The organism is Pseudomyxococcus flavus, from assembly GCF_050038885.1.
In the GTDB taxonomy this organism is placed as follows: Bacteria; Myxococcota; Myxococcia; order Myxococcales; family Myxococcaceae; genus Myxococcus; species Myxococcus flavus.
Genome location: NZ_CP143624.1, coordinates 5,801,304 through 5,824,987 on the forward strand (window position 1 = coordinate 5,801,304; position 23,684 = coordinate 5,824,987).

At 71.5% G+C, this 23,684-nt stretch carries 24 protein-coding genes; 14 read left to right on the plus strand and 10 right to left on the minus strand.

The window, feature by feature from the left end:
• Positions 1-32: 32 nt before the first annotated feature.
• From VZL07_RS24290 to VZL07_RS24305, 4 genes are all read left to right on the plus strand, one after another.
• A complete protein-coding gene (locus VZL07_RS24290; RefSeq protein ID WP_426750007.1) occupies positions 33-743 on the plus strand; it encodes a glycosyltransferase family 2 protein in 711 nt (236 codons plus the stop codon).
• A gap of 17 nt (positions 744-760) precedes the next feature.
• Entirely contained in the window at positions 761-1,699 is a 939-nt protein-coding gene (locus VZL07_RS24295; RefSeq protein WP_426750009.1) for a polysaccharide deacetylase family protein, read from the plus strand.
• 136 nt (positions 1,700-1,835) lie between these two features.
• Positions 1,836-2,690, plus strand: coding sequence for a lysophospholipid acyltransferase family protein (locus tag VZL07_RS24300; RefSeq protein WP_426750011.1), 855 nt, complete (start codon positions 1,836-1,838; stop codon positions 2,688-2,690).
• Between the two features lie 34 nt (positions 2,691-2,724).
• Positions 2,725-3,648 (plus strand): SDR family oxidoreductase, encoded by a 924-nt coding sequence (locus VZL07_RS24305; protein ID WP_426750012.1) that lies wholly within the window; start codon positions 2,725-2,727, stop codon positions 3,646-3,648.
• Positions 3,649-4,067: 419 nt separating this feature from the next.
• On the opposite strand, the gene VZL07_RS24310 is transcribed toward VZL07_RS24305, so the two are convergent.
• The gene (locus VZL07_RS24310; RefSeq protein ID WP_426750013.1) at positions 4,068-4,490 is read right to left on the minus strand and encodes a hypothetical protein; all 423 of its coding nucleotides are present in this window, start codon (positions 4,488-4,490) and stop codon (positions 4,068-4,070) included.
• Between the two features lie 90 nt (positions 4,491-4,580).
• Between VZL07_RS24310 and VZL07_RS24315 the strand changes: the two genes are divergently transcribed.
• Both VZL07_RS24315 and VZL07_RS24320 read left to right on the plus strand, forming a co-directional pair.
• Complete coding sequence (locus tag VZL07_RS24315) at positions 4,581-8,378, plus strand: tetratricopeptide repeat protein (protein ID WP_426750014.1); 3,798 nt, start codon at positions 4,581-4,583, stop codon at positions 8,376-8,378.
• Between the two features lies 1 nt (position 8,379).
• The gene (locus VZL07_RS24320; protein ID WP_426750015.1) at positions 8,380-8,760 is read left to right on the plus strand and encodes a hypothetical protein; all 381 of its coding nucleotides are present in this window, start codon (positions 8,380-8,382) and stop codon (positions 8,758-8,760) included.
• Positions 8,761-8,789: 29 nt separating this feature from the next.
• On the opposite strand, the gene VZL07_RS24325 is transcribed toward VZL07_RS24320, so the two are convergent.
• From VZL07_RS24325 to VZL07_RS24340, 4 genes are all read right to left on the minus strand, one after another.
• Positions 8,790-10,877, minus strand: coding sequence for a RecQ family ATP-dependent DNA helicase (locus VZL07_RS24325; protein ID WP_426750016.1), 2,088 nt, complete (start codon positions 10,875-10,877; stop codon positions 8,790-8,792).
• 46 nt (positions 10,878-10,923) lie between these two features.
• Positions 10,924-11,175 carry a DUF3006 domain-containing protein gene (locus VZL07_RS24330; protein WP_426757367.1) on the minus strand — a complete coding sequence of 84 codons (252 nt, stop codon included), beginning with the start codon at positions 11,173-11,175 and terminating at the stop codon, positions 10,924-10,926.
• A complete protein-coding gene (radC, locus tag VZL07_RS24335) occupies positions 11,175-11,942 on the minus strand; it encodes a RadC family protein (protein ID WP_426750017.1) in 768 nt (255 codons plus the stop codon). Before radC ends, VZL07_RS24330 begins: the two co-directional genes overlap by 1 nt.
• A 156-nt stretch (positions 11,943-12,098) precedes the next feature.
• Positions 12,099-12,557 carry a cyclic nucleotide-binding domain-containing protein gene (locus VZL07_RS24340; protein WP_426750019.1) on the minus strand — a complete coding sequence of 153 codons (459 nt, stop codon included), beginning with the start codon at positions 12,555-12,557 and terminating at the stop codon, positions 12,099-12,101.
• Between the two features lie 72 nt (positions 12,558-12,629).
• Between VZL07_RS24340 and trxB the strand changes: the two genes are divergently transcribed.
• The 4 genes from trxB (at position 12,630) to VZL07_RS24360 (ending at position 16,050) form a co-directional block, all read left to right on the plus strand.
• On the plus strand, positions 12,630-13,592 hold the full coding sequence (gene trxB / locus VZL07_RS24345; protein WP_426750020.1) for a thioredoxin-disulfide reductase: 963 nt from the start codon (positions 12,630-12,632) through the stop codon (positions 13,590-13,592).
• A 93-nt stretch (positions 13,593-13,685) separates the two neighbouring features.
• Complete coding sequence (locus VZL07_RS24350; RefSeq protein ID WP_426750022.1) at positions 13,686-14,870, plus strand: trans-sulfuration enzyme family protein; 1,185 nt, start codon at positions 13,686-13,688, stop codon at positions 14,868-14,870.
• Positions 14,867-15,361, plus strand: a complete 495-nt coding sequence (gene moaC, locus VZL07_RS24355) for a cyclic pyranopterin monophosphate synthase MoaC (protein WP_426750024.1) — start codon at positions 14,867-14,869, stop codon at positions 15,359-15,361. Before VZL07_RS24350 ends, moaC begins: the two co-directional genes overlap by 4 nt.
• A 437-nt stretch (positions 15,362-15,798) precedes the next feature.
• Positions 15,799-16,050 (plus strand): hypothetical protein, encoded by a 252-nt coding sequence (locus VZL07_RS24360; RefSeq protein ID WP_426750025.1) that lies wholly within the window; start codon positions 15,799-15,801, stop codon positions 16,048-16,050.
• A gap of 9 nt (positions 16,051-16,059) precedes the next feature.
• On the opposite strand, the gene VZL07_RS24365 is transcribed toward VZL07_RS24360, so the two are convergent.
• From VZL07_RS24365 to VZL07_RS24375, 3 genes are all read right to left on the minus strand, one after another.
• A complete protein-coding gene (locus VZL07_RS24365) occupies positions 16,060-16,623 on the minus strand; it encodes an NUDIX hydrolase (protein WP_426750026.1) in 564 nt (187 codons plus the stop codon).
• 40 nt (positions 16,624-16,663) lie between these two features.
• On the minus strand, positions 16,664-17,488 hold the full coding sequence (locus VZL07_RS24370) for a SirB1 family protein (protein ID WP_426757369.1): 825 nt from the start codon (positions 17,486-17,488) through the stop codon (positions 16,664-16,666).
• Between the two features lie 84 nt (positions 17,489-17,572).
• Positions 17,573-17,848: a hypothetical protein gene (locus VZL07_RS24375; protein WP_426750027.1), complete on the minus strand. Its 276-nt coding sequence runs from the start codon at positions 17,846-17,848 to the stop codon at positions 17,573-17,575.
• A 330-nt stretch (positions 17,849-18,178) separates the two neighbouring features.
• Between VZL07_RS24375 and VZL07_RS24380 the strand changes: the two genes are divergently transcribed.
• The 3 genes from VZL07_RS24380 (at position 18,179) to VZL07_RS24390 (ending at position 19,921) form a co-directional block, all read left to right on the plus strand.
• On the plus strand, positions 18,179-18,496 hold the full coding sequence (locus VZL07_RS24380; protein ID WP_426750028.1) for a DUF2795 domain-containing protein: 318 nt from the start codon (positions 18,179-18,181) through the stop codon (positions 18,494-18,496).
• A 79-nt stretch (positions 18,497-18,575) separates the two neighbouring features.
• Positions 18,576-19,481: a hypothetical protein gene (locus VZL07_RS24385; protein ID WP_426750029.1), complete on the plus strand. Its 906-nt coding sequence runs from the start codon at positions 18,576-18,578 to the stop codon at positions 19,479-19,481.
• A complete protein-coding gene (locus VZL07_RS24390) occupies positions 19,478-19,921 on the plus strand; it encodes a CoA-binding protein (protein ID WP_426750031.1) in 444 nt (147 codons plus the stop codon). The genes VZL07_RS24385 and VZL07_RS24390 overlap by 4 nt, the downstream gene beginning before the upstream one ends.
• A gap of 228 nt (positions 19,922-20,149) precedes the next feature.
• On the opposite strand, the gene VZL07_RS24395 is transcribed toward VZL07_RS24390, so the two are convergent.
• Positions 20,150-21,757 carry a S8 family peptidase gene (locus VZL07_RS24395; protein ID WP_426750032.1) on the minus strand — a complete coding sequence of 536 codons (1,608 nt, stop codon included), beginning with the start codon at positions 21,755-21,757 and terminating at the stop codon, positions 20,150-20,152.
• Positions 21,758-22,053: 296 nt separating this feature from the next.
• Between VZL07_RS24395 and VZL07_RS24400 the strand changes: the two genes are divergently transcribed.
• The gene (locus VZL07_RS24400) at positions 22,054-22,764 is read left to right on the plus strand and encodes a hypothetical protein (protein WP_426750033.1); all 711 of its coding nucleotides are present in this window, start codon (positions 22,054-22,056) and stop codon (positions 22,762-22,764) included.
• A gap of 3 nt (positions 22,765-22,767) precedes the next feature.
• Here the strand turns inward: VZL07_RS24400 and VZL07_RS24405 are convergent, their stop codons facing one another.
• Positions 22,768-23,658, minus strand: a complete 891-nt coding sequence (locus VZL07_RS24405; RefSeq protein ID WP_426750034.1) for a patatin-like phospholipase family protein — start codon at positions 23,656-23,658, stop codon at positions 22,768-22,770.
• Between the last annotated feature and the right edge of the window lie 26 nt (positions 23,659-23,684).

A 23,684-nucleotide genomic window follows, 5' to 3' on the forward strand; every position in this document is an offset into this window, starting at 1 on the left:
CTAGGGCGTGTTAGCCATCCCAATTCGAGTCCATGGCCCCGCACCTCACCGTCGTCATTCCGGTCTACAACGAGGAGTCCATCATCGCCTCGGCGGCGGAGGAGCTGCGCCAGGGGCTGGATGCGCGTGGGCTCGACTACGAAATCATCTTCGCGGAGAACGGCTCGCGCGACGCCACGCCGGCCATCCTCGAGGAGCTGTGCGCGAACAACCCGCGCCTGCGCTGGTTCCACTCGGAGACGCCCAACTACGGCGTGGCGCTCAAGGCCGGCATCCTCAAGGCCCGGGGCACCTACGTCATCTGCGATGAAATCGACCTGTGCGACCTGACCTTCTACGACGCGGCGCTGCCGCGGCTGGAGCGGGGCGAGGCGGACATGGTGGTGGGCTCCAAGGCGGCCAAGGGCGCCAGTGACCAGCGGCCGTTGATTCGCCGGGCGGCCACGCGCGTGCACAACAAGCTGCTGAAGGTGGCGCTGGGCTTCCAGGGCACGGACACGCACGGGCTGAAGGCGTTCCGCCGCGAGGCGCTGCTGCCCGTCATCCAGAAGTGCGTGGTGGACATGGACGTGTTCGCCAGCGAGTTCGTCATCCGCGCCTGGCGCGAGGGGCTCCGCGTGGTGGAGATTCCCATCCAGCTCCACGAGAAGCGCCAGCCGTCCATCCACCTCTTCAAGCGCGTGCCCAACGTGCTCAAGAACGTGGGCAAGCTGTTCTACGTCATCCGCGTTCGTGGGACCTGAGCGGGGAGGGGCGCACCGTGCGGCTGGCGTCCATCTCCGTCGACCTCGACTCGCTGCCCCACTACTGCCGCATCCACGGCCTGCCGGAGTCGCTGCTCGACGCACGCGCCCGCTCGCTGGTGCACGCGGTGGCGGTGCCCCGCTTCCGGGAGCTGTTCGACGCGCTGGGCGTGTCGGGGACCTTCTTCGTCATCGGCGAGGACCTGGAGGCGGACCCGGCCGCCGCCACGGGCATGCGTGCCTCGCACGCGGCGGGCATCGAGGTGGCCAGCCACAGCCATGCGCATGACTACGCGCTGACGCGCCGGGGCGCCGCGGCCATCCAGGAGGACCTGGCGCGCGCGGACGCCGCCATCCTCGCGGCCACGGGCGCGCGGCCCGTGGGCTTCCGCGCCCCGGGCTACACGCTGAACGCGGACCTGTACGCGGCCTGCGAGGGGCTGGGCTACCGCTATGGCTCGTCGGCCTTTCCCGCCGCGCCGTACTACGCGGCGAAGGCGGCGGTGATGGGGGCGCTGTCGGTGCTGGGGCGGCCGTCCCGCTCGGTGCTGGACACGCCCCGCGTGCTGCTGGCGCCCCGGGTGCCGTACCGGCCCGACCCGGCGCAGCCCTACCGGCGGGGCGCGGGCAGCGTGCTGGAGCTGCCCATGACGGTGACGCCAGCGCTGCGCTTCCCCCTCATCGGCACCTTCGCCACCACGCTGCCCAGGGCCTCCCTGCGTCAGCTCTGGCGCACCTGCCGCCGGGACACCTTCTTCAACTTCGAGCTCCACGGCGTGGACGTGCTGGACGCCTCGGACGGGATTCCCCCGGAGCTGGTGCGGCAGCAGCGGGACCTGCGCGTCAGCGCCTCGCGGAAGATGGCGCGCCTGCGCGAGGTGTTCGGCTGGCTGAAGTCGGAGCGCGAGGTCCTCACGCTGCGCGCCGCCGCCGAGCGCCTGTCCGCGTCGGTGTAAGGCCTTCCCACGACGGGCGGCTGTTGTCCGACAGCGCACGTCCCTGGGGCTCCAGGGGGCCCGGTGGCCCCGCCATGGCGGGCTCTGCGGCCTCGGGCCACTCCCGGCGGCGGGGCCGCTGGTGTAAAGAGCCCCCATGCTGGAGAACGTCACCGACCGAGTGAAGAAGGGCCTGCGCGAGTGGACGGACCGGCTCGCCAACGACGAGCAGAAGCAGCGGCTCCAGGCCCTGGCGCGCCCGGGGAACGAGTACGGGGTGGACCCGTTCGGCTTCGACCTGGACTACAGCCTGTCCGCGGTGGCCCCGCTCCTGTGGCTCTACCGGAACTATTTCCGCGTGGAGACCTACGGCATCGAGCAGGTGCCCGCCGGCCGGGTGCTGCTGGTGTCCAACCACTCCGGGCAGCTGCCCCTGGACGGGGCCATGATTGGCGTGGCGATGATGCTGGAGGCCAGCCCGCCCCGCGCCATCCGCAGCATGGTGGAGAAGTGGGTGCCGTCGCTGCCGTACGTGTCCACCTTCATGGCGCGCGTGGGGCAGATTGTCGGCACGCCGGAGAACTGCCGGCGGCTCCTGGAGTCGGAGGAGGCCATCCTCGTCTTCCCGGAAGGCACGCGCGGCATCAACAAGCTGTGGCCCCAGCGCTATCAGCTCCAGGAGTTCGGCCTGGGCTTCATGCGCCTGGCGCTGGAGACGAAGACGCCCATCGTCCCCGTGGCCGTCATTGGCGCCGAGGAGCAGGCGCCCGCGCTGATGGACCTCAAGCCGGTGGCGAAGCTGCTGGGCTTCCCGTCCTTCCCCATCACCCCCACAGGCCTGCCCATCCCCCTGCCGACCAAGTACCGCATCTACTTCGGGGAGCCGCTGCGCTTCTCCGGGCGCCCGGACGACGAGGACAGCGAGCTGGACAAGAAGGTCCGCACCGTGAAGGCGTCCATCCAGTCCATGCTGCACCAGGGCCTCAAGGAGCGCCGGGGCGTGTTCTGGTGAGCGCCGCGTCCGGCGGTGCTAAGAGGTGGGCCCCATGAGACCGGCCGTCGTCGTCACGGGCATCAGCGGCAACCTCGGCCGCACCCTCGCGAAGCTGCTGCACAAGCACGAGCGCATCATCGGCATCGACCGGCGGCCCTTCGTGGGCCGGCCGAAGGACGTCGAGATGTACGAGCTGGACCTCCGCAAGAAGAAGGCGGAGGACGTCTTCCGGAAGAACGAGATCCGCGCCGTCATCCACATGGGCATCATGCATGACCCGCGGATGAGCGAGGAGGAGCACCACTCCTTCAACGTCGTGGGCACCACGCGCCTGCTGGAGTACTGCGCGAAGTACGGCGTGAAGAAGGTCGTCGTCCTGTCCTCGGCCAACGTCTACGGCCCCAGCCCGGACAACTCCAACTTCCTCACGGAGGACGCGCCGCTGATGGCCGCCAGCCGCTTCTCCGGCGTGCGCGACCTCATCGAAGTGGACATGCTGGCGCACAGCTTCTTCTGGAAGCACCCCCACATCGAGACGGTCATCCTGCGGCCCGTCCACATCGTGGGCCCCACCATCAAGAACGCGCCGTCCAACTACCTGCGCCTGAAGCGGCCCTGGGTGATGGCGGGCTTCGACCCGATGGTGCAGCTCATCCACGTGGAGGACGTGGCGCGCGCCATGGTGGAGGCGCTCCGCCCCGAGCCCAAGGGCGTCTACAACGTGGTGGGCCCCGGCGAGGTGCCCCTGTCCACGGTGATGCGGGAGCTGGGCAACTCGCCCATCCCCGTGCCGCACCCCGTGGCCCGCCCGCTGCTGGGCATGCTCTTCAAGTACCGGCTGGCCAACTTCCCGCCCCCCGAGCTGGACCACATCCAGTTCCTCTGCGCCGTGGACGGCAGCCGCTGGGTGAAGGACGTGGCCTGGAAGCCGCGCCACTCCATGCGCGACACCATCCGCTCCGTCCAGGGCGACTAGCCGCGGGAAAGTCCGAGGCTCCCTGACACGCGTGTCGCGCCCGGCGCGACGCCTGGCCCGAGGGCCCCTGACAGCGATGTCACGGGTCCGACCCGGGGGCAGGGACGCGTTGGGTGCCCCCTTCGTTCAAGTCCTTGAATCTCCAGCGCCCGCCCACGGCCGCGCTTTCGCCGGAGGGCTTGGCACCGCCATTGCTCTAGGAGCTGCCGTCACGGCGCAGCGACGCGGGCCTGGGTGACAGCGTCGCTTTCGTCAAACTGTAGGGCACTCCATGGGGGAGTTCCCGACGCCCTCCGTCTCGGCCGGCCCCGAGACGGTGGGCGGTTTCTTGTAGGGCGCTCCATGGGGGAGCTCCCGACGCCCACCGCCTCGGCCGGCCCCGAGACGGTGGGCGGTTTCTTTTCGGGGGATGGGGTCGTTCAGGGAGGCGGGAGCTCGCCCTCGAACGGACCGTCATCCTGGCTTTCCAGGAGCCACGCGCCGTCCCGGAAGACGAACTCCGAGGTGACGATGGCGGTGCGCTCGGAGGCCGAGGGCAGGCGCATCCACTGGATGCGGCTCTGAATCGTGGCGCGCTTGCCGTCCTCGGACAGCTTCACGTCCTCGATTTCGTAGTCGGTGATGGACAGGTCCTTGTCGTCGTTGAGCTCCAGGCGCGCCTTCTGGAAGTCCTTGCGCCGCTCGGGGACGATGAGGCGGCCGGCGCTGCGGAAGTCCTTCCACCGGATGGCTTGATGGAAGTGCTCGACGGTGGGCTTGAGTGCTTCCAGGTTGGATTTCTTGACCGTGGTTGCGCACGCCCCGAGGACGAGCGCGAGGAGCAGGGCAGGCAGGCGATTCACGCCCCCAAGGGTAGCACCCGCCAGCCGCCCCGGACGAGAGAGGGGTGCTATGGTCCGGCTTCTCGCTCGAGCACCGGAGTCGCGCGCGCAATGGCCAAGTCGATGGTGGAGCGTTACGAACAGCTCCTCCGGCAGGACCCCACTTCTTCCGTTTTCGTCGAGCTCGCCAAGGCCCTGCTGGAAAAAGGGGACGCGGCGCGCGCCATCGAGGTCTGCGGGCAAGGTATCTCCCACCACCCCACGTCCATCGTGGGGCGCGTGCTGTGGGGCAAGGCCCTCATCCAGCAGGGCCGTCCGGCCGAGGCGATGGAGCAGTTCGACCAGGCCATCTCCATCGAGAAGGACAACCCCTACGCCTACAACCTGATTGGCGAGGTGCTGCTGCAGCGCGGGTTGTACCGGTCGGCGCTCCCCATCCTCCGCAAGGCGGTGGCGCTGCAGCCCAACGACGGGCGCGTGAAGACGTGGCTGGACCAGGCCCAGCAGGCGTTGGCGGGCGGGCCGGCCCCCGTGTTCGCGGACCTGATGGGCCTGGAGAAGCCCGCGGCGGAGGAGGGCGCGGCCGAACAGGCGCCCAGGACGGAGGCGGAGGCCTCGACGTCCACCGTGGCGCCCATGGCCGCCGCGAGGTTGCGTGCCGCGGCGCTCGGTGATGCCGCGAAGGTGAAGCCGGCGGGAGCGCGTGGCGAGGACACGCCGGACGGTGAGGCCTCGGTGGGCACGGGGCCGGCCGCGGTGCGCGAGGGTGCCGCGACGGGTGGGACCGCAGGGGAGGGCAATGGTTCGCGGTCCGACGCCGCGGAGGCGGCCGGGCGCGACGGTGAGGCGACCCCGTCGGGGGATGCGTCGGCGCACCATGGCGAGGCCGCACGCTCGGGCGCGCGGCCGGTCCGCGACGCGGGCGCGGCGCTGGGCCTGCTGGACCGACAGTTGCCGGGGGCGCAGGCCGCACTGGGCTCGGAAGTGCCCAGCCTCGACCTGGGCCTGGGCGACGACGAGGACGCCTCGCGGCCGGGCGATGTGCGGCGAGCTGCCGAGGCGGCTGATGCGTCAGGCGTGGGGGCGACGGAGGAGGCGACTTCCGGTGGGCAGGAGGATGCCGCCTCCGAGGAGCCCGGTGGCGCCGAGCAGGCTGCCGCCTCCGCGCAGGACGCGGCCCCGGATGACGCCGCCACGCAGCAGGTGCCCATCATCGAGGACCCGTCCGCCGCGGATTCGCGGCCCGTGGCCGATGAAGAGCCGGCTTCGGTGGCGGAGGCCATGGCGGCCGATGCCGCCGCGTCGTCCGGAGCGGGCGGCCTCCTGGGGGACCTCCCTCCGCCCGAGGCCATCCCTTCGAGCGCGCGTCCCGCGGCGGTGTCCTCCACGTCGGCGGTGCGGGCCCCGGGGGGCAAGCGCTCCCTGCTCGACGACATCCCGGACGCGGCGCCAGTCTCGGCCGCCGCCAGCGCGAAGTCGAATGCGCGCAAGCCGGACACGGAAACGCTCACCGCGGAGTACGAGAAGGAGCTCCGGGCGAAGCTGGCGCGCGAGGCCGCCAAGACGTCGTTCATCGCCCGGCACGGGGTGAAGGTCGCGGGTGTCGTGGTGGGCGTGGTGGTGCTGGCCATCGTCGTCATCAGCTTCATCAACATCCGCGCGCGCCAGGGCGGCCAGACGCTGAGCGAGACGCTGGCCCGGGCCGAGGAGCTCATCCTCCAGGACACGGGCGCCTCGCTCGATGCGGCGCTGGAGCACCTCGGCAGGGCGCGGGAGATGGACGACAGCAGCACCCGGGCGTGGGCGTTGACGGCCTGGGCGCACGCGCTCCGGTTCGCCGACCATGGCCAGTCCCCGGACGACCGGCGCCAGGCCCTGGAGGCCCTGGAGCGGCCGGGCGTGAAGGACGCGGCGCCCGGGCTGGTGCTCGTCACCAACGTGCTGGTGGCGGATGACCGGGGACGCGCGCTGGCCCGCAGTGCGCTGCTGGGTTCGCAGCAGGACAGCACCGAGGTGCATGCGCTCGCCGGCCGCTTGCTGCTGGAGGCGAAGGACGAGAAGCAGGCGCTCGAGCGCTTCGACCGCGCGCTCCGTGCGTCCGGCGCCAACGTCCGCGCGCTGGTGGCCCTCGGTGATTACTACAAGGCGTCCGAGGACTTTCCTCAGGCCATCGAGATGTACGAGCGCGCGCGCAAGAAATCCCCAGCGCATCCCTCTGCCCGCATCGGCCAGGCGGAGGCGCGGCTGGCGCTCTATCAGGATCTGGACGCCGCGTTGGCGGACATGGCGCCGCTCGGCGAGGACCCGAAGCTTCCCGAGCAGCTCAAGGCACGCCAGCAGCTGGTGCACGGCGAGCTGTTGTCCGCGCTGGGCAAGCATGCGGAGGCCCGCGCGCTGCTCTCGAAGGGCACCCAGGGGCCGCTGGCCTACGAGTTCCACCTGGCGCTCGGGGCCGCCAGCCGGGCGGCGGGGACGCTGGACGCCGCGCAGGCCGCCTATGAGGCCGCGCTCAAGCTGCGCCCGAAGAGCGAAGAGGCCCGCGAGGGCCTGGGCCGGGTGCTGCTGGACCGCGACCGCGAGCGCGAGGTGCTGTCCCGGCTGGACGCGGAAGGGGGCCGCAAGGTGTCCCTGGTGCGTGGCGCCGCCTACGCGCGGCTCGGGGACTGGAAGCGGGCGCGCGCCGAGCTGGCGCGGACCCGCGTGAATGACCGCTATCCGCCCGAGGCCGTCTCCTGGCTGGCCCTGGCGGACGCCGCCGAGGGCAACGGCGCCCAGGCGCGCGAGGTGCTGGAGAAGGCGCTGCAGGCGGCGAAGCGTCCACGCAACGACATGCGGCTGGCGCTGGGGCAGCTCTACTGGCGCGAGCGGGCCTACGACAAGGCGCAGGCCCAGTTCGAGGAGGCCCAGAAGGACCCGCATGACTACGAGGGGGCATGCTCGCTGGGGCGCCTGATGCTGGCGCGGGGGCTACCGGACATGGCCCTCAAGCCGCTGACGCAGGCGGTGGAGCGCAATGGCTCGCATGGCGAGGCCCGGGATGCGCTGGGACGGACGCTGCTGTCACTGGGGCGGACGCAGGAGGCGCTCAAGCAGTTCGAGGCGTGGCAGCTGGAGAACCCCGGCAACGCGGCGGCGCACAAGGGCTTCGCGCTGGCGCTGTTCCACGCGGGCCGCCGCAAGGACGCGGAGGCCGCGGTGGCCCGCTCGGTGAAGCTGGCGTCGGACGACGCCGAGGCGCACAAGCTGCGCGCGGCCATCTTGTTCACCACGGGCGACGCCCGGGGCGGCTTCTCCGCGCTGGAGCGGGCCAACAAGCTGGACCCGAAGGACGCGGAGACCTTCTGCGAGATTGCACTGGCCTTCATGCGCCAGGGCAACAGCGCCAACGCGGAAGCGGCCTTCGCCGCGGCCCGCCGGGAGGGCCCGGATGCCACCTGCGGCCGCGTGGGCGAGCTGTACGCGCAGCTGCCTGGCGGCGGGCGCGGTGCCGCGCGGACGCTGGAGGACCTGGCGGCGCGGGCGCCCACTGTCTGGGACAAGGCCTTCGCCCGGGCCACCATGGCGCGGGCGCTGCTGGGCGCGGGCGCGTTGAAGGATGCCCGCACCGCGGCGGACGAGGCGGTGCGCCTTGCGCCCTTCGACGGGCGTGCGCAACTCGCGCTGGGCATGGTGGCGCTCAAGCAGAGGCAGGAGGACGTGGCCAAGGTCGCGCTGGAGAAGGCCGTGGCGCTGGAGCCCGCGGACGGCGTGGCGCACCTGGCGCTCGCGGACCTGCTGGTGCGCGAGCCCGGCGAGCTGCCGCGGGCCGTGGCATCCTACGAGACGTTCCTGAAGCTGGCGGGTGGCTCGAACGAGGCGGCGCGCGTGAAGAAGGCACTGCCCAGCCTCAAGAAGAAGGCGGCGAGGTAGCGTGCGGTATTTCTCCTCCCGGACGGATTCCCCACTGCTCCACATCATGTGGGGGAACGCGTTCCTGCTGTCGCTCATCTATCTGCTGCTGGGCCTCGGGGTGGAGATTGCCCTGCGCTACTTCCCCTTGCCCTTCCTCCAGCGGCTGTCCCTGTCGCTGGACTCGCTCCCCGCGCGGGCGCTGGAGCTGACGGGCGCCATGGAGCCGCTGCGCGCGGCCTACTTCTCCGGCCGCATCTCCGAGGCCGGCGTGCGCGTCGTCTTCGGCCTCACCACCATGGTGGTCATCTTCCTGCTCGCCATGGTGGTGGGCACGTTGATGGGGGGCGTCCGGATGCTGCTGGCGCGGCGTGCCCTCCGCGAGGGCCGTCGCCGGTCCTGAAGCTGCGGGCGGCCCCCCGTCCCGCGTCTTCAGCCCCGCCGCCGGACGGTGGGCTTGCGCGCGCGGGCCGAGGCCTCCGGGACGGCCTGGGGCTCGTGCCCCGCGGCGCGCGCCATGAGGCAGATTTCCACCACCTTGGGGCCGAAGCGCTCCCAGCGGCTCTCCCCGGTGCCCTTCACCGCGAGGAAGCCTTCCCGGTCCACGGGCAGTGCCGCGGACAGGCCCAGCAGCGTGGCGTCATTGAAGATGATGAAGGGAGCCACGCCCAAATCCTTCGCCAGCTCCTTGCGCCAGCGCCGCAGCTCCGTGGCGGCCAGCTCGCTGTAGTTCGTCACCACAAGCGCCGCCGCCGAGGACGGGCCGCGGGAGCGCGAGGCGGACGGCCCGTGGGCCAGCAGCGTGGGCATCTTCTCCGGCGCGCACACGTCGCAGTTGCCACATGACGTGCCCGCGTCGCGCTGGCCGAAGTAGCGGAGGAGGGTGGCCCGCCGGCATTTCTTGTCCCGGTCCGTGTAGGCGTACTCCGTCATGCGGCGGAGGAGGGCCAGGTTCTGTCGCTCCTGCTCTCGCACGCGGCTCAGGTCGAGTGCCAGCTCGCGGAAGGGCACCCGCTCCAGCGCGCGGATGGAGCGCCCGGCGAAGGGCCGCCGCACCTTGGCCACATGGGCCTTCTCCAGCAGGCCCAGCGCGTGGCGCACCTCGTCCACGGACAGGCCGATGCGGCGCGCGAGGATGGGCAGCTCCGTCGTCACCTGCCGGCCCACGGGGAACGTCTCCAGCAGCGACTTGAGCAGCCGCTGGGCGTCCGGTGAGTGCGGCTGCGCCGAGGCGGCCTTCTCTAGCAGGGTGATGCCGTGCTCGCCCTCGCCGCGGCCCCCGCGCTCCACCTTGCCCTCGCGTTCGAGGATGCGCAGGGCCGCGGACACCTCGAACTCGCTGGCGTTCACCGTGCCCGCGAGCGCGTGCACGCCCCGGTCGAACTCCTCCACGGACTGGAGGACGTTCCACACGTCGCCGAACACGGCCTCGGACGGGTGGCTGCTCTGGATGAGCCGCTCCTGGGTGAAGACGTCCGCGTGGTTGAAGAGCAGCACCGCGCGCGCGGCCTGGCCGTCGCGGCCCGCGCGGCCAATCTCCTGGTAGTACGCCTCCACGGCCCGGGGGATGTTGGCGTGGGCGACGAAGCGGATGTCCGGCTTGTCGATGCCCATGCCGAAGGCGTTGGTGGCCACCGCCACCGCTTCCTTCGCGGACATGAAGGTGTCCTGGGCGCGGCGCCGGGCGTCGTCGTCCATGCCCGCGTGGTACAGCACCGCCTTCACGCCGCGCCCGTGCAGCTCCGAGAAGACGCCTTCGGCCGCCCGGCGCGTGGAGCAGTAGACGATGCCGCTGCCTCCGGTGCCCGCCAGCCGCGCGCAGGCCTCGTGCCGGTCCGCGTCGCCCCCCACCTCCTGCTTGCCCAGGAAGAGGTTGGGGCGGTCGAAGCCCATGGCGAACTCCTGCGGATCCTTCATCAGCAGGACGCGCACGATGTCCGCGCGGACTTCCGGTGTGGCGGTGGCGGTGAGCGCCACCGTGCGCGGCGGGCGCAGGCGCTTGCGCACCTGACCGAGCAGCGCGTAGTCCGGCCGGAAGTCGTGGCCCCACTGGGAGATGCAGTGCGCCTCGTCCACGGCGAACAGGTCCACTCCGAGGGAAGACACCGTCTCCAGGAAGCTCATGCTGCGGAAGCGCTCGGGCGCGACGTAGAGGAGCTTGTACTCCCGCGCGCGCAGCCGACGCATCCGCTCCGCGCGCTCCAGGTCCGACAGCGACGAGTTGATGAAGGTGGCCGGAATTCCGCGCGCGGCGAGCTGCTCCACCTGGTCCTTCATCAGTGCGATCAGCGGCGACACCACCAGCGTCAGCCCCGGCAGCAGCGTGGCGGGCAGCTGGTAGCACAGGCTCTTGCCCGCGCCAGTGGGCATCACGACGAGCGTGTTGCGGCCGCTCAACACCGAGGAGATGACCTGGTCCTGCCCCGGCCGGAATTGGGACAGGCCGAAGTGGCGCTCCAGCCCCTGCTGTGCTTCGTCGAGGTAGGGCAGGTCCACCGGCATCGCGCGCATGTTCATCATCCTGGTCCAGCCGTCAACGGAAACGAGGCCGGCACGCGGCCTCCCTTCACAGCTCGAGTCCCGGTTGAAGTGGAACAGCCAGCCGCGCCCGAAGCCGTGCGACGTCCTGGCGACGTGCCTCCGTCTGCCCTGGCTCCAGCCGGCCATCCACCACCACGTCGCCCTCTCGCACGCGCGAGGGGAGCGCCGCGCGCTCCACCGTGCAGGCCTGCCCGGTGTCCAGTCGCACCACCTGTGCCCGCGTGTCCTCCAGCAGCTCCACCTGCACCGCGCCCCACAGCCCCACCATGCCCACCATCATCCGCCGCCTCCATTCGCGCTCCATGCGCGCTGCTTCTCCTTCGCTTCGTCGGGGAGCAGCCCCCGCTCCAGCATCGACACGTAGCCGCCGTCCCCCATCACCACGTGGTCCAGCACCTTGAGGTTGAGCAGCTGCGCGCCCTCCACGAGGTGTCGCGTCAGGGCCACGTCCTGGACGCTGGGCTCGGGATCCCCCGAGGGATGGTTGTGCGCCAGCACGATGGCCGTGGCGCGCGCGGTGAGCGCCGCGGCGAACACCTCGCGCGGGTCCACCGGGCACGCGTTCATGGAGCCCTCCGCCACGCGCGCGTCGTGCAGCAGCACGTTGCGTGCGTTGAAGCACAGGACGTGGAACACCTCGCGCCGCAGCGCCCCCAGCACCGGCCCCAGGTACGCGGCAATCTCCCGGGGCGTGCGCAGCTTGGGGCGCCGCTCACCTGCCCGCTGGGAACGCCGACCCAGCTCCAGCGCCGCCAGCACCTGCGCGGCCCGGACACGCCCCAGGCCGGGCCGCAGGCTCAACGCCAGCGGCTCTTCCTGCGCCAGCGCCTTGAGGCCTCCGCCATGCGTCAGCAGCGTCCCCGCCAGCGCCCAGGCCCCGGGCGAGCGCGGCCCGGGATTCCACACCACACACAACAGCTCCGGGTCGGTGAGGGCCGCCGCCCCCAACCGGAAGAGGCGCTCCCGGGACGCCTCCACGCCACCCACCTCACGCGCCCTCACCGACCTTTCGCCCGCCCACGCCGCTCCCGCCGCCTGCTCCATCCCGCCGCCCTCCACGAGGCGGGGACAAAGCAACACGTGTGCCTGCCTGTGCTACCTGGGGAGTCGAGTGCCCACCCGTCCCGACACGCAAGAAGGGGCTCGGGCGGCGGACGGACAGCCTTGCTCCAGCGCGGCTCTCAGGCAGTGAGAGGGGCGTCAGAAGCGGGAGATGGCGAAGAAGGCCTTTATCTTGTCGTTCGTCTCCCGGAGCCGCTCGCTCAGGGTCCGCACGAAGGTCCACAGCAGCACGTACGCCAGGTCCTTGTCGGTGAACATGAGCTGGTCCAGGCGGGAGCGCTCGATGACCCAGACGGAGCAGCCCACGTGGGCGATGGCGTCCGCCGAGCGGGGGGAGTCTTCGATTACCGCCATCTCGCCGAAATACTGGCCGGGCTCCAGGATGGCGAGCGCCTCCTCGCCGATGCCGGGCACCGACTTGGAGATGCGGACCTTGCCCTCGGCGATTACGAACATCTCCTGGCCGGCCTCCCCCTCACGGAAGAGGAAGGCGCCCGCCGGGTAGGACCGGAAGTGGCCAACCTGGGCGACCTTGGCGAGCTGTCCCTGGGTCAAACCCTCGAACAGCGCAACCTTCTTGAGGACGGCGGCATCCATGAGGCCAGCTTCGTATCACGTGCCCGAGGGGCTCTGGTACCTTGGGGCCATCAACGAGATTTGGGAGGAGTCGTGGCGGAGGAGAAGATCAACAAGGTGACCATCATCGGCTCGGGGCCCGCGGGCTACACCGCGGCCATCTACGCCGCGCGCGCCAACCTGCAGCCGGTGGTGTTCGCCGGAGGGCCCACGCTGGAGCACCCGCAGCGCGTTCCGGGCGGGCAGCTCATGGTGACGACCGACGTGGAGAACTACCCGGGCTTCCCGGAGGCCATCACCGGCCCGGAGCTGATGGAGCGCTTCCAGAAGCAGGCGGAGCGGTTCGGCACCACCATCCACATGGAGAACGTGGTGAAGGTGGATTTCTCCCAGCGCCCCTTCCTCATCCAGGGGGAGAGCGTCAGCTACCGCTCGGAGACGGTCATCATCTCCACCGGCGCTACCGCGAAGTGGCTGGGCGTGAAGGGCGAGGACACCTACAAGAACCGCGGCGTCTCCGCGTGCGCCACCTGCGACGGTGCCTTCTTCAAGAAGCAGGACGTGCTGGTGGTAGGCGGCGGTGACACGGCCATGGAGGAGGCGACGTACCTGGCGAAGATCGTCAACCACGTCACCCTCATCCACCGCCGCGACACGCTGCGCGCCTCCAAGGTGATGCAGGAGCGCGCGCTGCAGAACCCGAAGATTTCCTTCATGTGGGACTCCGCGGTGGAGGAGGTCGTCGGCGACGCGAAGGGCATGAATGGCGCGGTGGTGCGCAACCTGAAGACGGGCGACAGCCAGCTGGTGAAGGCGACGGGCCTGTTCGTGGCCATTGGCCACACGCCCAACACGGAGCTGTTCCAGGGCGTGCTGGAGACGCACCAGGGCGGCTACCTGAAGACGGTGCCAGGCTCCACGCGCACCAACATCGAGGGCGTCTTCGCCTGCGGTGACGTGCAGGACCACTACTACCGCCAGGCCATCACCGCGGCGGGCACGGGCTGCATGGCCGCCATCGACGCGGAGCGCTGGCTCATCGAGCACGGCGAGTAGCCTTCAGGCTCGCGCGAGGAGCCGCGAGCATCCCCAGGCCGGCCCTCCACCAGGGCCGGCCTTTCCATATCCCGAGAAGGACGCAGCAAGGCCATGAGCTCGAAGCAGAAGACGGTGGCGGTGCACGCCGGGTCGCGCCTGTCCGGCAGCAAGGCGGTGCCGGTGTCGCCGCCCATCTACCCGGCGGCGGTGAACTGGTTCGACAGCAGTGACGACCTGGACGCCGCCCTGGACGGGAAGGACTACGCCTATGCCCGCATCAGCGCGCCCAACACGACGCTGCTGGAAGAGGCGGTGGCGGCGCTGGAGGGCGCCGAGGAGTGCGTGGCGTATGCCAGCGGCATGGCGGCGCTGCGCTCCGTCTTCGAAGCCCAGGGGTTCCGGGCCGGCGACAGGCTGGTGATGCCGGCGGATGGCTATGGCGTCACGCGCGCGCTGTACAAGAATCTGTGCGCCACGCTGGGCGTGGAGCTGCACGCGCTCCTGATGACGGACCCCGCCGTGCCCGGGCGCATCCGCGAGCTGAAGCCGCGCATGGTGCTGGCGGAGAGCATCTCCAACCCGCTGCTGCGCGTGCCCGACCTGCGCGTGCTGGCAAAGGCGTGCCGGGACGTGGGCGCGACGTTCGTGGTGGACGGCACCTTCCCGTCGCCCGTGGGCCAGTGCGCACTGGCGCTGGGGGCGGACTACGCGGTGCAGTCCACCAGCAAGTGGCTCAACGGGCACAGCGACGCGCTGGGCGGCACGGTGAGCGCCTCGCGTGAGCGGATGGCGCCGCTGCGCGCCGCGCGTGTCCTCGCGGGGGATGTGCTGGGCCCCTTCGAGGCGTGGTTGACCTTGCGCGGGCTGCGCACGCTGCCGGTGCGCATGAAGGCGCATGTGGAGCACGCGGCGCACGTGGCGCGGCGGCTGGCGGAGTCCCCATTGCTGGAGCGGGTCATCTACCCGGGGCTGCCGTCCCACCCGGACCACGCCACCGCCCATGCGTTGCTGCTGGGCGGCGGCCCCATGGTGGCGTTCGAAATCAAGGGCGCGGGGCGGCCGGAGAGCATGCGCTTCCTGGAGGCGCTGAAGGTGGGCCGGCCCGGCCCTTCACTGGGGGACGTGTGCACGCTGGTGATGCACGCGGCCAGCGCCAGCGCGCGCCGCTTCACCCCGGAGGAGCGCGCGGCGGCCGGCATCCAGGAGAACCTCATCCGCGTGTCCGTGGGCCTGGAAGACCCCGACGACATCGCCGACGACCTGCTCGCCGCGGTGGCGGAAGGGGTGCGCCGATGAAGATGGTGGACGTGGGCGAGAAGCCGAAGACGGAGCGCGTGGCCGTGGCCACGGCGCTGCTGCGGATGCTCCCCGCCACGCGCGAGCGAATCCTCGCGGGGAAGGTGGAGAAGGGGGATGTGCTCGCCGCCGCGAGGCTCGCGGGCATCATGGCCGCCAAGCGCACGCCGGACTTCATTCCCCTGTGTCACCCCATCGCGCTCGCGGGCGTGGAGGTGTCGCTGGTGCCGGAGGAGGCGGGGCTCCGTGTGCGCGTGCAGGTGAAGACGGTGGACCGCACGGGCGTGGAGATGGAGGCGCTCACGGCGGCCTGCGCCGCGGCGCTGACCGTCTATGACATGTGCAAGAGCGTGGACCGCGGCATGGTGCTGGACGCGGTGCAGCTCGAGCACAAGTCGGGTGGGCGCTCCGGCACGTGGCAACGGGAGGCGGAAGCGCCGGCTGCGAAGGCCGCGCCGCGGCGCCGACCGCGCGCGAAGAAGGCCCGGTGACCTCCGTCCTGTAAGCCCGCAGGCGAGGGGACGTGGCGCCCGTTCGTGGGGCGTCGCCCGGAGGCCGCTTCGCGGCGCCATCCGCGAGCATCTCGTTTCGGCCGCCCGCTGCGCCAGGGCACGTGAGCTCGATGGAGGTCCGCCGCTCCAAGCCGCCGCTGCGCCGGGGCGTGTGCGAAGCCGTCCCGGCGACACACTGCGAGCCCCATTGTCGTCGAGGGCAGGGGCTCCCCGCGGGCCGATGTCCGCGTGCGCCGTCCGACACCGGCAGCGGGCCGCGGCGGCGGATGTCCGTCCGCGCACGCTCGGAATGTGGCGCCGTCCACTCGCGGCGGGCATTCCTCTCCGCGGGGGCTCCCGGTCCGAGGGGACGGTCCCCACGTTGCATCCCTGCACAGGCGAACGCGAAGGGCGCTCGCCAGTCCGAGGAGCGACGGGTGTTCGACCTGAAGGGCGTCCTGGCGCTGTATACGGCCCTGTTCGCCGCGGGCTGCGGTGCGCTCTCCGGGGAAGGGGATGCGGCCGAGGCGTCGCAGCCCATGGAGGACCGCACGGCGTGCGATGCCCAGGCCGCGCGCCGCCGGTACGTGTCGAAGGACCGGAGTGAGTGCCAGGCCGTCTTCTTCGTCTGCGCGCGGGGCGAGTCCCCCTTCTTCGACGCCTGTGGCTGCGGCTGCTCGGGCCACTGAAGCGAGCGGCTACGGCGCCCCCGGGCCTTCCGCGCGCAGCCGTTCCAGGAAGAAGGCCGTCACCACCAGCGAGTGGGTGATGTGGCCCTCCAGGATGAGCCGGGGAAGGTCCGCGCGCGGATGCAGCTCCACCACGATGTCCTCGCCCTCGTCCTGCCGGCCCTCGTGCCGCTTCACGCAGTCGAGTGCGACGAAGCTGAAGCACAGGTTGCCCTGGAACGCGGGGTTGGGGTGCACCTGGCCCAGCGGCACCAGCCGGCCCGGCACGTAGCCGGTCTCCTCCTCCAGCTCGCGCGCCGCGGCGACCTCGGGGGCTTCGCCCGGGTCGACAATCCCGCCGGGGACCTCCAGCGTGCTGGCGCCGATGCCGAAGCGGAACTGCCGCACCAGCACGAGCTGGTCGTCCGGCGTCACCGCGATGACCGTCACCCAGTCCGCGCAGTCGACGCGCACGCGCGGGTGCTCGAGGGCCGTGCGCGGGTCTGCCCACCAGTCCTGGCGCACCCGGGCCACGGTGTAGTCCTGCTCCAGCCCGCGGCGCAGCCTGCGCCAGGGCTTCACCCCTTGGGACACGTGAAAGTCCTCCCCGGGCCCACGCGGGCCCCGGTGGTCGTCAGTTCAGCAGCGCGGCGCGCTCCCTCAGCTCGCGAGCCGTCATCTCCAGGCGCTCGCGGTCGGGGGCGTCGGGCGACAGCTCCAGGCAGCGCTCCACGTCCTTCAGCGCCGCGCGGTAGGCGCCCAGGCTGCCCAGCAGCGCCGCGCGCGTGCGCAGCTCGCCCGGGTGGTCCGGCGCGAGCAGCAGCAGCATGTCCACCACCGCCAGCCCGCGCTCGCAGTCCTCACGGCCCAGGTACACGCGCCGCAGGTTGGACAGCATCCGGTACGCAATCAGCTCCACCGGCGCGGGCGCCAGCATGCTGCGGTCGAACTTGAGCTGCGGCGCCACGCGCTTGAGCAGCTCCGCGCAGCCGTGCTCGGTGAGGATGTCCCCGTGGTGGAACGGGTCCATGACGAGCTTGTGGTCCCCCGCGTCGTGCGCGACCAGGAAGTGGCCGGGGAAGGGCACCCCGTACAGGGAGATGCCCGCGCGCCGCGCCACCTCCAGGTAGACGACGGACAGCGTTATCGGCAGCCCCAGCTTCCGCTCCAGCACCTGGTCCAGGAAGCTGTTCTCCGGCGAGTGGTAGTCGTCCTCGTTGCCGCGGAAGCCCTCGATGTCCGCCAGCACGTGGCGCAGCGCTCGCAGCGGCGCCAGGACCTCGCCCTTCTCGCTGAGTCGCTCCGCCTCCACCTGCACCCGGCACGCGAGCACGTCCAGCATGTGCAGACATCCGGGGGCGTCCAGCAGGGGTTTGTCCAACGTGGCGATGGCCAGGGCCGCCAGGTCCAGCCGCGGGGGCTCCGCGGCCAGGGCCGATACCAGCCGTTCCCGGGCCAGCGGCGGGCTGAATCCAGAGGGAATGCTCACGGCGGGAACCAGTAACCCACGAGGGCTCGGACGGCAAAGGCAGGCAGCCGAGCGTCAGAATGCAGGAGGTTCAAGCGGCAGCCGTCCCTTGATTTCCGCCCGGAGGGCAATCTGGGCCGCAATCAGCCCGGACAGGATTCCATCCTCGAACTCGAATGTAGGATGTTCCTTGAGCTCCGGGAAGTCGTGGGAATTGCGCACCTCTTCCGGGGAGATGTTGGGGACGGCCTCACGGGCCAGGCGCAGGACCTTGGCCTGCTGTTGGGAAATCATCTTGTCGAAGAGCTGGGTGGACAGCTGCAGCATCTCTTCGGCCATCTGCTCCGTCATGGTTGTGTCGACTCCTGGGCGATGTCCCATCTGGCACGGCGGTAGCTGTAACGGAATGCGGCGGCGTCCGCCTCCCTCACATTGACTTCCGACCGGCCACACGGACCCGGGAATGCGCAGCGCACCAGGTCCGGGGGAAGACGTCCTGCATGGACGGCGTCGCGGGCACTCTACCCCGGGAGGCGAGCAAGGCGGCTGGCTCCCTGGACGTGCGGCGGCGCGGACGGGGGCGCCCGGGTGGTCTGGCGCCCCGGTCATCCCCAGGTTGTCAGGGCACACGAACGCACCGGGGCCGGGGCCAGGGCGCCCGGGCAGAAAGGCAGACGCACGATGGCTTATGGACTCGCGGAGGATCCGGCGCTCTCCATCACCCCGCATCTCGACGCCGTGGACTACCCCGTCGAGCGGGAGCAACTGGTGGCCGCCGCCGCGGACGCAGGCGCTCCCCCCGACATCATCAACCTCTTCAAGAGCCTGCCCCGCCAGGACTACGCCAGCCGTGAGGCGGTGATGCGGGACCTGGCCGAGGCTGCTCGCCGGTCCGCCCAGGGCGGCCTGAAGGACGACGACGGGGTGAACCGGGACCGCCGCAACATCGGCCGGGACCTGGTGGAGGACGCGCCGGAGGGCCAGACGCGTCATCCTTGAACAGGAAGGCGCCCCTGGTGGACGCCCGCTGGTGGAAGCGCTCGCGGGCGCGGGCGCTTTCTGCCAGCGTGCAGCCGCGATGCGTCCCGGGCCCTTGTCGTGCAGTCTCATGCTGTCGCTGACCGTCACCGCTTGCAGCCACAGGGCGTCGCTCTCGGTGCCGCCCTCGGAGCCGCGGCCGGCGACGGTCCGGCTGGACTTCCAGCCGCCGGTGGACCGCGTCCTCACGGAGACGCAGCGCAGCGTGCGCTCGGTGGAGCGCGGCGGCGAGGCCCTTCGCGAGGAGGTGGAGCTGACCACGCAGACGCGCTTCACGCCCTCGGAAGGCGGCTGGCTGCTGGCGCAGGTGGTGCCCCGCTCGCGGCTGTGGCGCAACGGCCAGGAGGTGCCTACCAGTGTGGCGGACGTGCTGGCCCGCTTCACGCTGCAGGCCTGGCTGGCGGCGGATGGAACCTTCGTGAAGCTCGTCGAGCCCGAGGCCGCCCAGGAGGCGCTGCGCCAGGTGGCGCCCACGGGCACGGAGGCCGGTGTGCTGGAGCGCTTCTTCGAACCCGAGGAGATGGAGGCCCGCGCGCGCCGCGAGTGGGAGGTGAAGTTCTCCGGCCTGCTCCAGCGCAACCTCACCGAGGGACAGCGCAGCTGGGCCGTGGACCTGGTGCCCATGGGCGACAGCCAGGTGGCCTACGTCCTGGAGCGCACCGTGCAAGGCACTCGCAACACGCCGCTGGGAGACGCGGTGGTGCTGAGCCTGCGCTGCCTGGACGCGCTGCCAGAGGAGGCGCCGGACGCGCTGACGGATGCGTGGGTGATGGCGGGCCGCCCGGAGCTCACGCCGGGCGTGTCCTGCGAGGGAGAGCAGCTGGTGGCGCGAGGGCGCTTCGTGCCGGTGAGCCGCCAGCTCACGGTGCGGGCGACGGTGGCGGGCGAGGCGTGGACTGTCACGACGGAGTCCCGGGCAGAGGGGCTCCAGGAGGAGGCGCGATGACCTGGGAGCAGAACCTCATCGAGGATGAAGCGGGCGTGGAGCGCGTGGTGAAGAGCGCGCGGCGGGTGGCCGTGCTGGGCATCAAGACGGAGCAGCAGTCGGGCCAGCCGGCCTACTACGTGCCGGACTACCTGGCGCGCGCGGGCGTGGAGGTGGTGCCGGTGCCCGTCTACTACCCGGACGTGACGCACATCCTCGGCAAGCCGGTGTACCGGCGGCTGACGGACGTGCCCGGCGAGCTGGACCTCGTGGACGTGTTCCGCCGGCCGCAGGACATCGACGCGCACGTGGACGAGCTCATCGCCAAGAAGCCGAAGGCGGTGTGGTTCCAGTCCGGCATCCGCAATGACGCCGCCGCGGAGAAGCTGGCGAAGGCGGGCATCCAGGTGGTGCAGGACCGCTGCCTGATGGTGGACCACCGGCGCTACGGCGCGCGGTAGGGACCGACGAAGCCGCACTGGGTGGCCGCGCTGCTTGGAGGCAGTGCCCCCAACATTCCGAATGGGCGGTGGGACCGACGAAGCGAGGGCGGCCGCGCTGCTTGGAAGCAGTGCCCTCGTCGTTCCGTGGACGGTGGGGACCGACGCGGCCGGGCTCGGTGGCCGCGCCTCGTCTATGGGCCTGCCGCCACCGTCTCAAGCGGGCGGCGGGCACCGGCGCGGCCTGCTTCAGTAGTCGCCGGCGATGACCCGGGGCAGGGCGTTGCGCAGGTTCGGCAGCGGGCCAATCTGCCGCGCGTTGGAGGCCTGCGGCGTTCCCGTCTCGCGCAGCAGCGCGCGCATCTGCGCGCTCGTCAGCCGGTCGCCGTTGGCCAGGGCCACGCCCTGCGCGCTGGCGGCGGCGCCCACCACGATGGGCGAGGCGCTGGAGGTGCCGCTGAAGCTGGACGTGTAGTACTGGTCCTCGCCGTGGCTGGAGCCGAACACGTTGCCGTAGCCCATGCTGTAGACGCGCTCGCCCCAGCCGTGCACGTCCACGCGACTGCCGTAGTTGGTCCAGCACATGGGCGCGCGGGTGGTGGCGGTGCTGGCGCCCACGACGATGGCCTCCGAGTCCCGCGTGTCGCGGTTGAACCGACCGCCGTAGGCGGACGCATCCAGGTTGGCGCTCCCGTTGCCCGCCGCTTCCACGACGATGACGCCGTTGGCCGTGGCCGTCTTGATGGCGTCGTAGTTCGCCTGCCAGTACTCCATCGCGATGTAGTTGCACTGAGTGGCGTTGCACGTGCACGCCGTGCCGTCGGACGGGCCTGTTGAGTGCAACTCGATGAGGACGATGCCGCCCCTGCCCACCGCGGCGGCCGCCCGGGAGATGGCGCTCGCCGTGCTCTGCGAGCCGATGGACTCGTAGCCCGCCTGGGCCTGGTGCGCGACGCCCGTCACGCCGTACGCATTGGGCGCGCCGACAATCTCGCCCAGCACCGCCGTGCCGTGGTTGCGCCAGCCCAGGTCGGAGTACTGGGTGCCGCCCATGTGGAAGAGGTCTGGCATGTCCTCGTGCGTGGTCCGCCAGCCGCCTTCGATGTCCACCACCTTCACGTTCTGCCCTTGGCCACCGGTGACCGTCCACGCGTACTTCGCGTCGACGCCGCCGGGCGCGGCGTTGAGGTAGCCCTGGTTGCTCTCATAGAGCGGGGTGGTGGGCGGGAGGTCCGAGGCGGCGAGCAGGCTCCGCACCGCCGCGTCCATGCCGAAGTTCACCATCGCCGGCTCGGGAGGAGGCTCGGCGTAGGCCACCTCCACGCCGTCCAGCGCGTTGAGCGCGGCGACCAGGTCGGCCACGCGCTCGGACGTGGTGCCGGGCAGCAGCGGCACCTCGAAGTAGAGGTTCAGGTCCGCCAGTTGCTCTCCGCTTCGCCGTTCGCCTTCGGCCTTGCGCGCTTCCAGCGTGGCCTCGGGCTCGTCGAAGAGCCGGGCTGGAGCGCCGGTGCGCGGCGCGCGCGCCAGCAGGGACTCCACCCGGGTGAGGTCGCCCTGGAGGCGTGCGTCATCCAGGCTCCGTCCGGCGAGGAGCGAGCGCTCCGCCGCGTCCCGCTCGGACGCGAGGGCCACCAGCCGGTGGTCGCGCAGGCGCACGCGGCTGCCCTCGTGGAACTTCACCACGATGCGCTCCACGTAGGTGTCCGCGGCCAGCTCGCGGCCGGTGGGCTTGGCGATGAGCTCGCGAGGCTTCAGGGCCTTCGGCGCCGCGTCCGCGGTGGGCGCGAACGCCAGCATCGACAGGGACAGCAGCGCGTAACGCAGGGGGCGCATCGACAGGAACGACGACGTCGTCATGGACAGCCTCCACTCCGGAAAAGGGGACGGCCGTGACGGGGCGCCAGCGTGGATGTCCAGGGGCCCGAGTCACCCGGACATCTTGCATTTCCATTCTGTCAGGAAATGAGGTGGCGCCCATCTCAGCCGTCCGGAACCGGACACCGCGCCGCCCTTCAGGAGGACGCGCGTGGGGCCCGTGGCTGGGGCCATCCCTGGTGCGAAGCCCGCCTGCATGGAATCGTTGCCCGACCCTGGAACCGGCGCTTCGCCGCTGCGGGGCACTGTGGGCGGTCTCCGCCCGGGAGCATCCGTCGATGCGCGTCGTGCGTGTGGTGGGGCAGGGGCTGCGAATGGCCTTGCTGTTGATGGGGGCAGGCCTGCTGGGGGCGTTCAAGGGCGGCGTGCTCTTCGGCCTGGTGGGGCTGGCTGTTGGCGCGGGCACCTGGTTCCTGCCGGGGTGGCTGGGGGGGGCGCCCCCGCCCACGTGGCTGGTGGTGCTGGGCGTGGTGCTGCCCCCGCTGGCGCTGTCCGTGTCGGGCGGCTACGCGTTCATGCTGCAAGCCGTATCGGGGCGGCTGGCCCACGAGGCGAAGGAGCGGGGTGTCGTGGGCCGCATGTACGCGGTCCTCAAGCCCGTCACGGTGCAGGTGTCGCGGCGGCTCCAGGGCACAGGCTCGCTGTCGCGCGAGGAGCTGTCGCGCGTGGTGGATGAGTCGCTGAGCGAGCACCTGCGGCAGGTCGAGCAGGCCCGGAGCGAAGCGTCCTCCTCGCGCATGGCGGAGGTGGAGCGCTTCCTCATGGAGCAGTCCCGCCGCGTCCTGGGCGTGCTGGCGCTGCGTGCTGTCGTCTCCGCGCCGGACTCCGCCACCGCGGTGCGGAACCTGGAGGCGCTGGGTATCGAGCGCGTGGAGATGACGCTGATGGAGCGGCTGGAGGACCTCTTCTTCCTCCAGGTGCTGCTGGCCTTCGGGGCGGGCGCGCTCGTCGCGGCCACGCCCGCGCTGCTCACGCTGTGGCTGCGCTGAGGCTCACCACTCCGCGTCCGCGAAGGACACCGGAGGCCGCGCCAGGGCGCGCTCCGCGGCGAGCTTCGCCTGGTCCAGCGCGTCGAAGCCGCGCTCCATGGTGGTGGGGGACACGGGTGGCAGGTTGGAGACGACGACGTAGACGGGCACCTGCTTCTGCTCCAGCACGGTGAGCTGGAGGCGGAAGTGGTCCTGCCGCAGCGCCGCCGAGCCCGCGGCGAGCCCCTGCGCGTACGCCATGGGGCCGCCCACCACCTTGCGCGTCTTGCTGGGCAGGTAGTGCACGAGGATGGCGTCCAGCTCCGCGCCCACGGCGCTCTCGTGCAGCGACAGCGCGGGGGCCTTGTCCACGAGGCCACCGTCCCAGTACAGGCTGCCCTCCAGGGGCACCGCGCGGAACAGGCCGGGGTACGCACACGTCGCGTGGACGCGTGGGGCCAGCTCGCCCGAGGTGAACACGTCGTGGCGGCCCAGCGTGAGGTTGGCGCCCACCAGCAGCAGCGGGTGCGGCAGCTCCTCGAAGGTGCGCACCGGCAACGTGGCGTCCAGCAGCTTGCGGAAGCGCTCGCCCTTGAGCAGGCCCGTCAGGCCGTGCCCGGCCGCGTCCGCGTTGAGCACCGCCCCAATGGGGTCCGGGTCCCAGAAGTTGGCGCGCGTCTGCCGCAGCACCAGCTCCTCCAGCTCACGTACCGGCGTGCCCGCCGCCGCGTAGGCCGCCACCATGCCGCCCGCGGAGGTGCCCGCGTAGGCGTGGGGCTTGAGGCCCGCGGCCGCCAGCCCCTTGAGGAAGCCGGCGTGACCGTAGAAGCCGAAATATCCAGCGGAGAGGACGAGCCCGAACCGCTTGCCTTCGAGGCGTTCGTGAAGAGTCGGGGTGTGGGTGGGAGTCGCCATGTTCCGCCCTGTACGCCACTGAACGA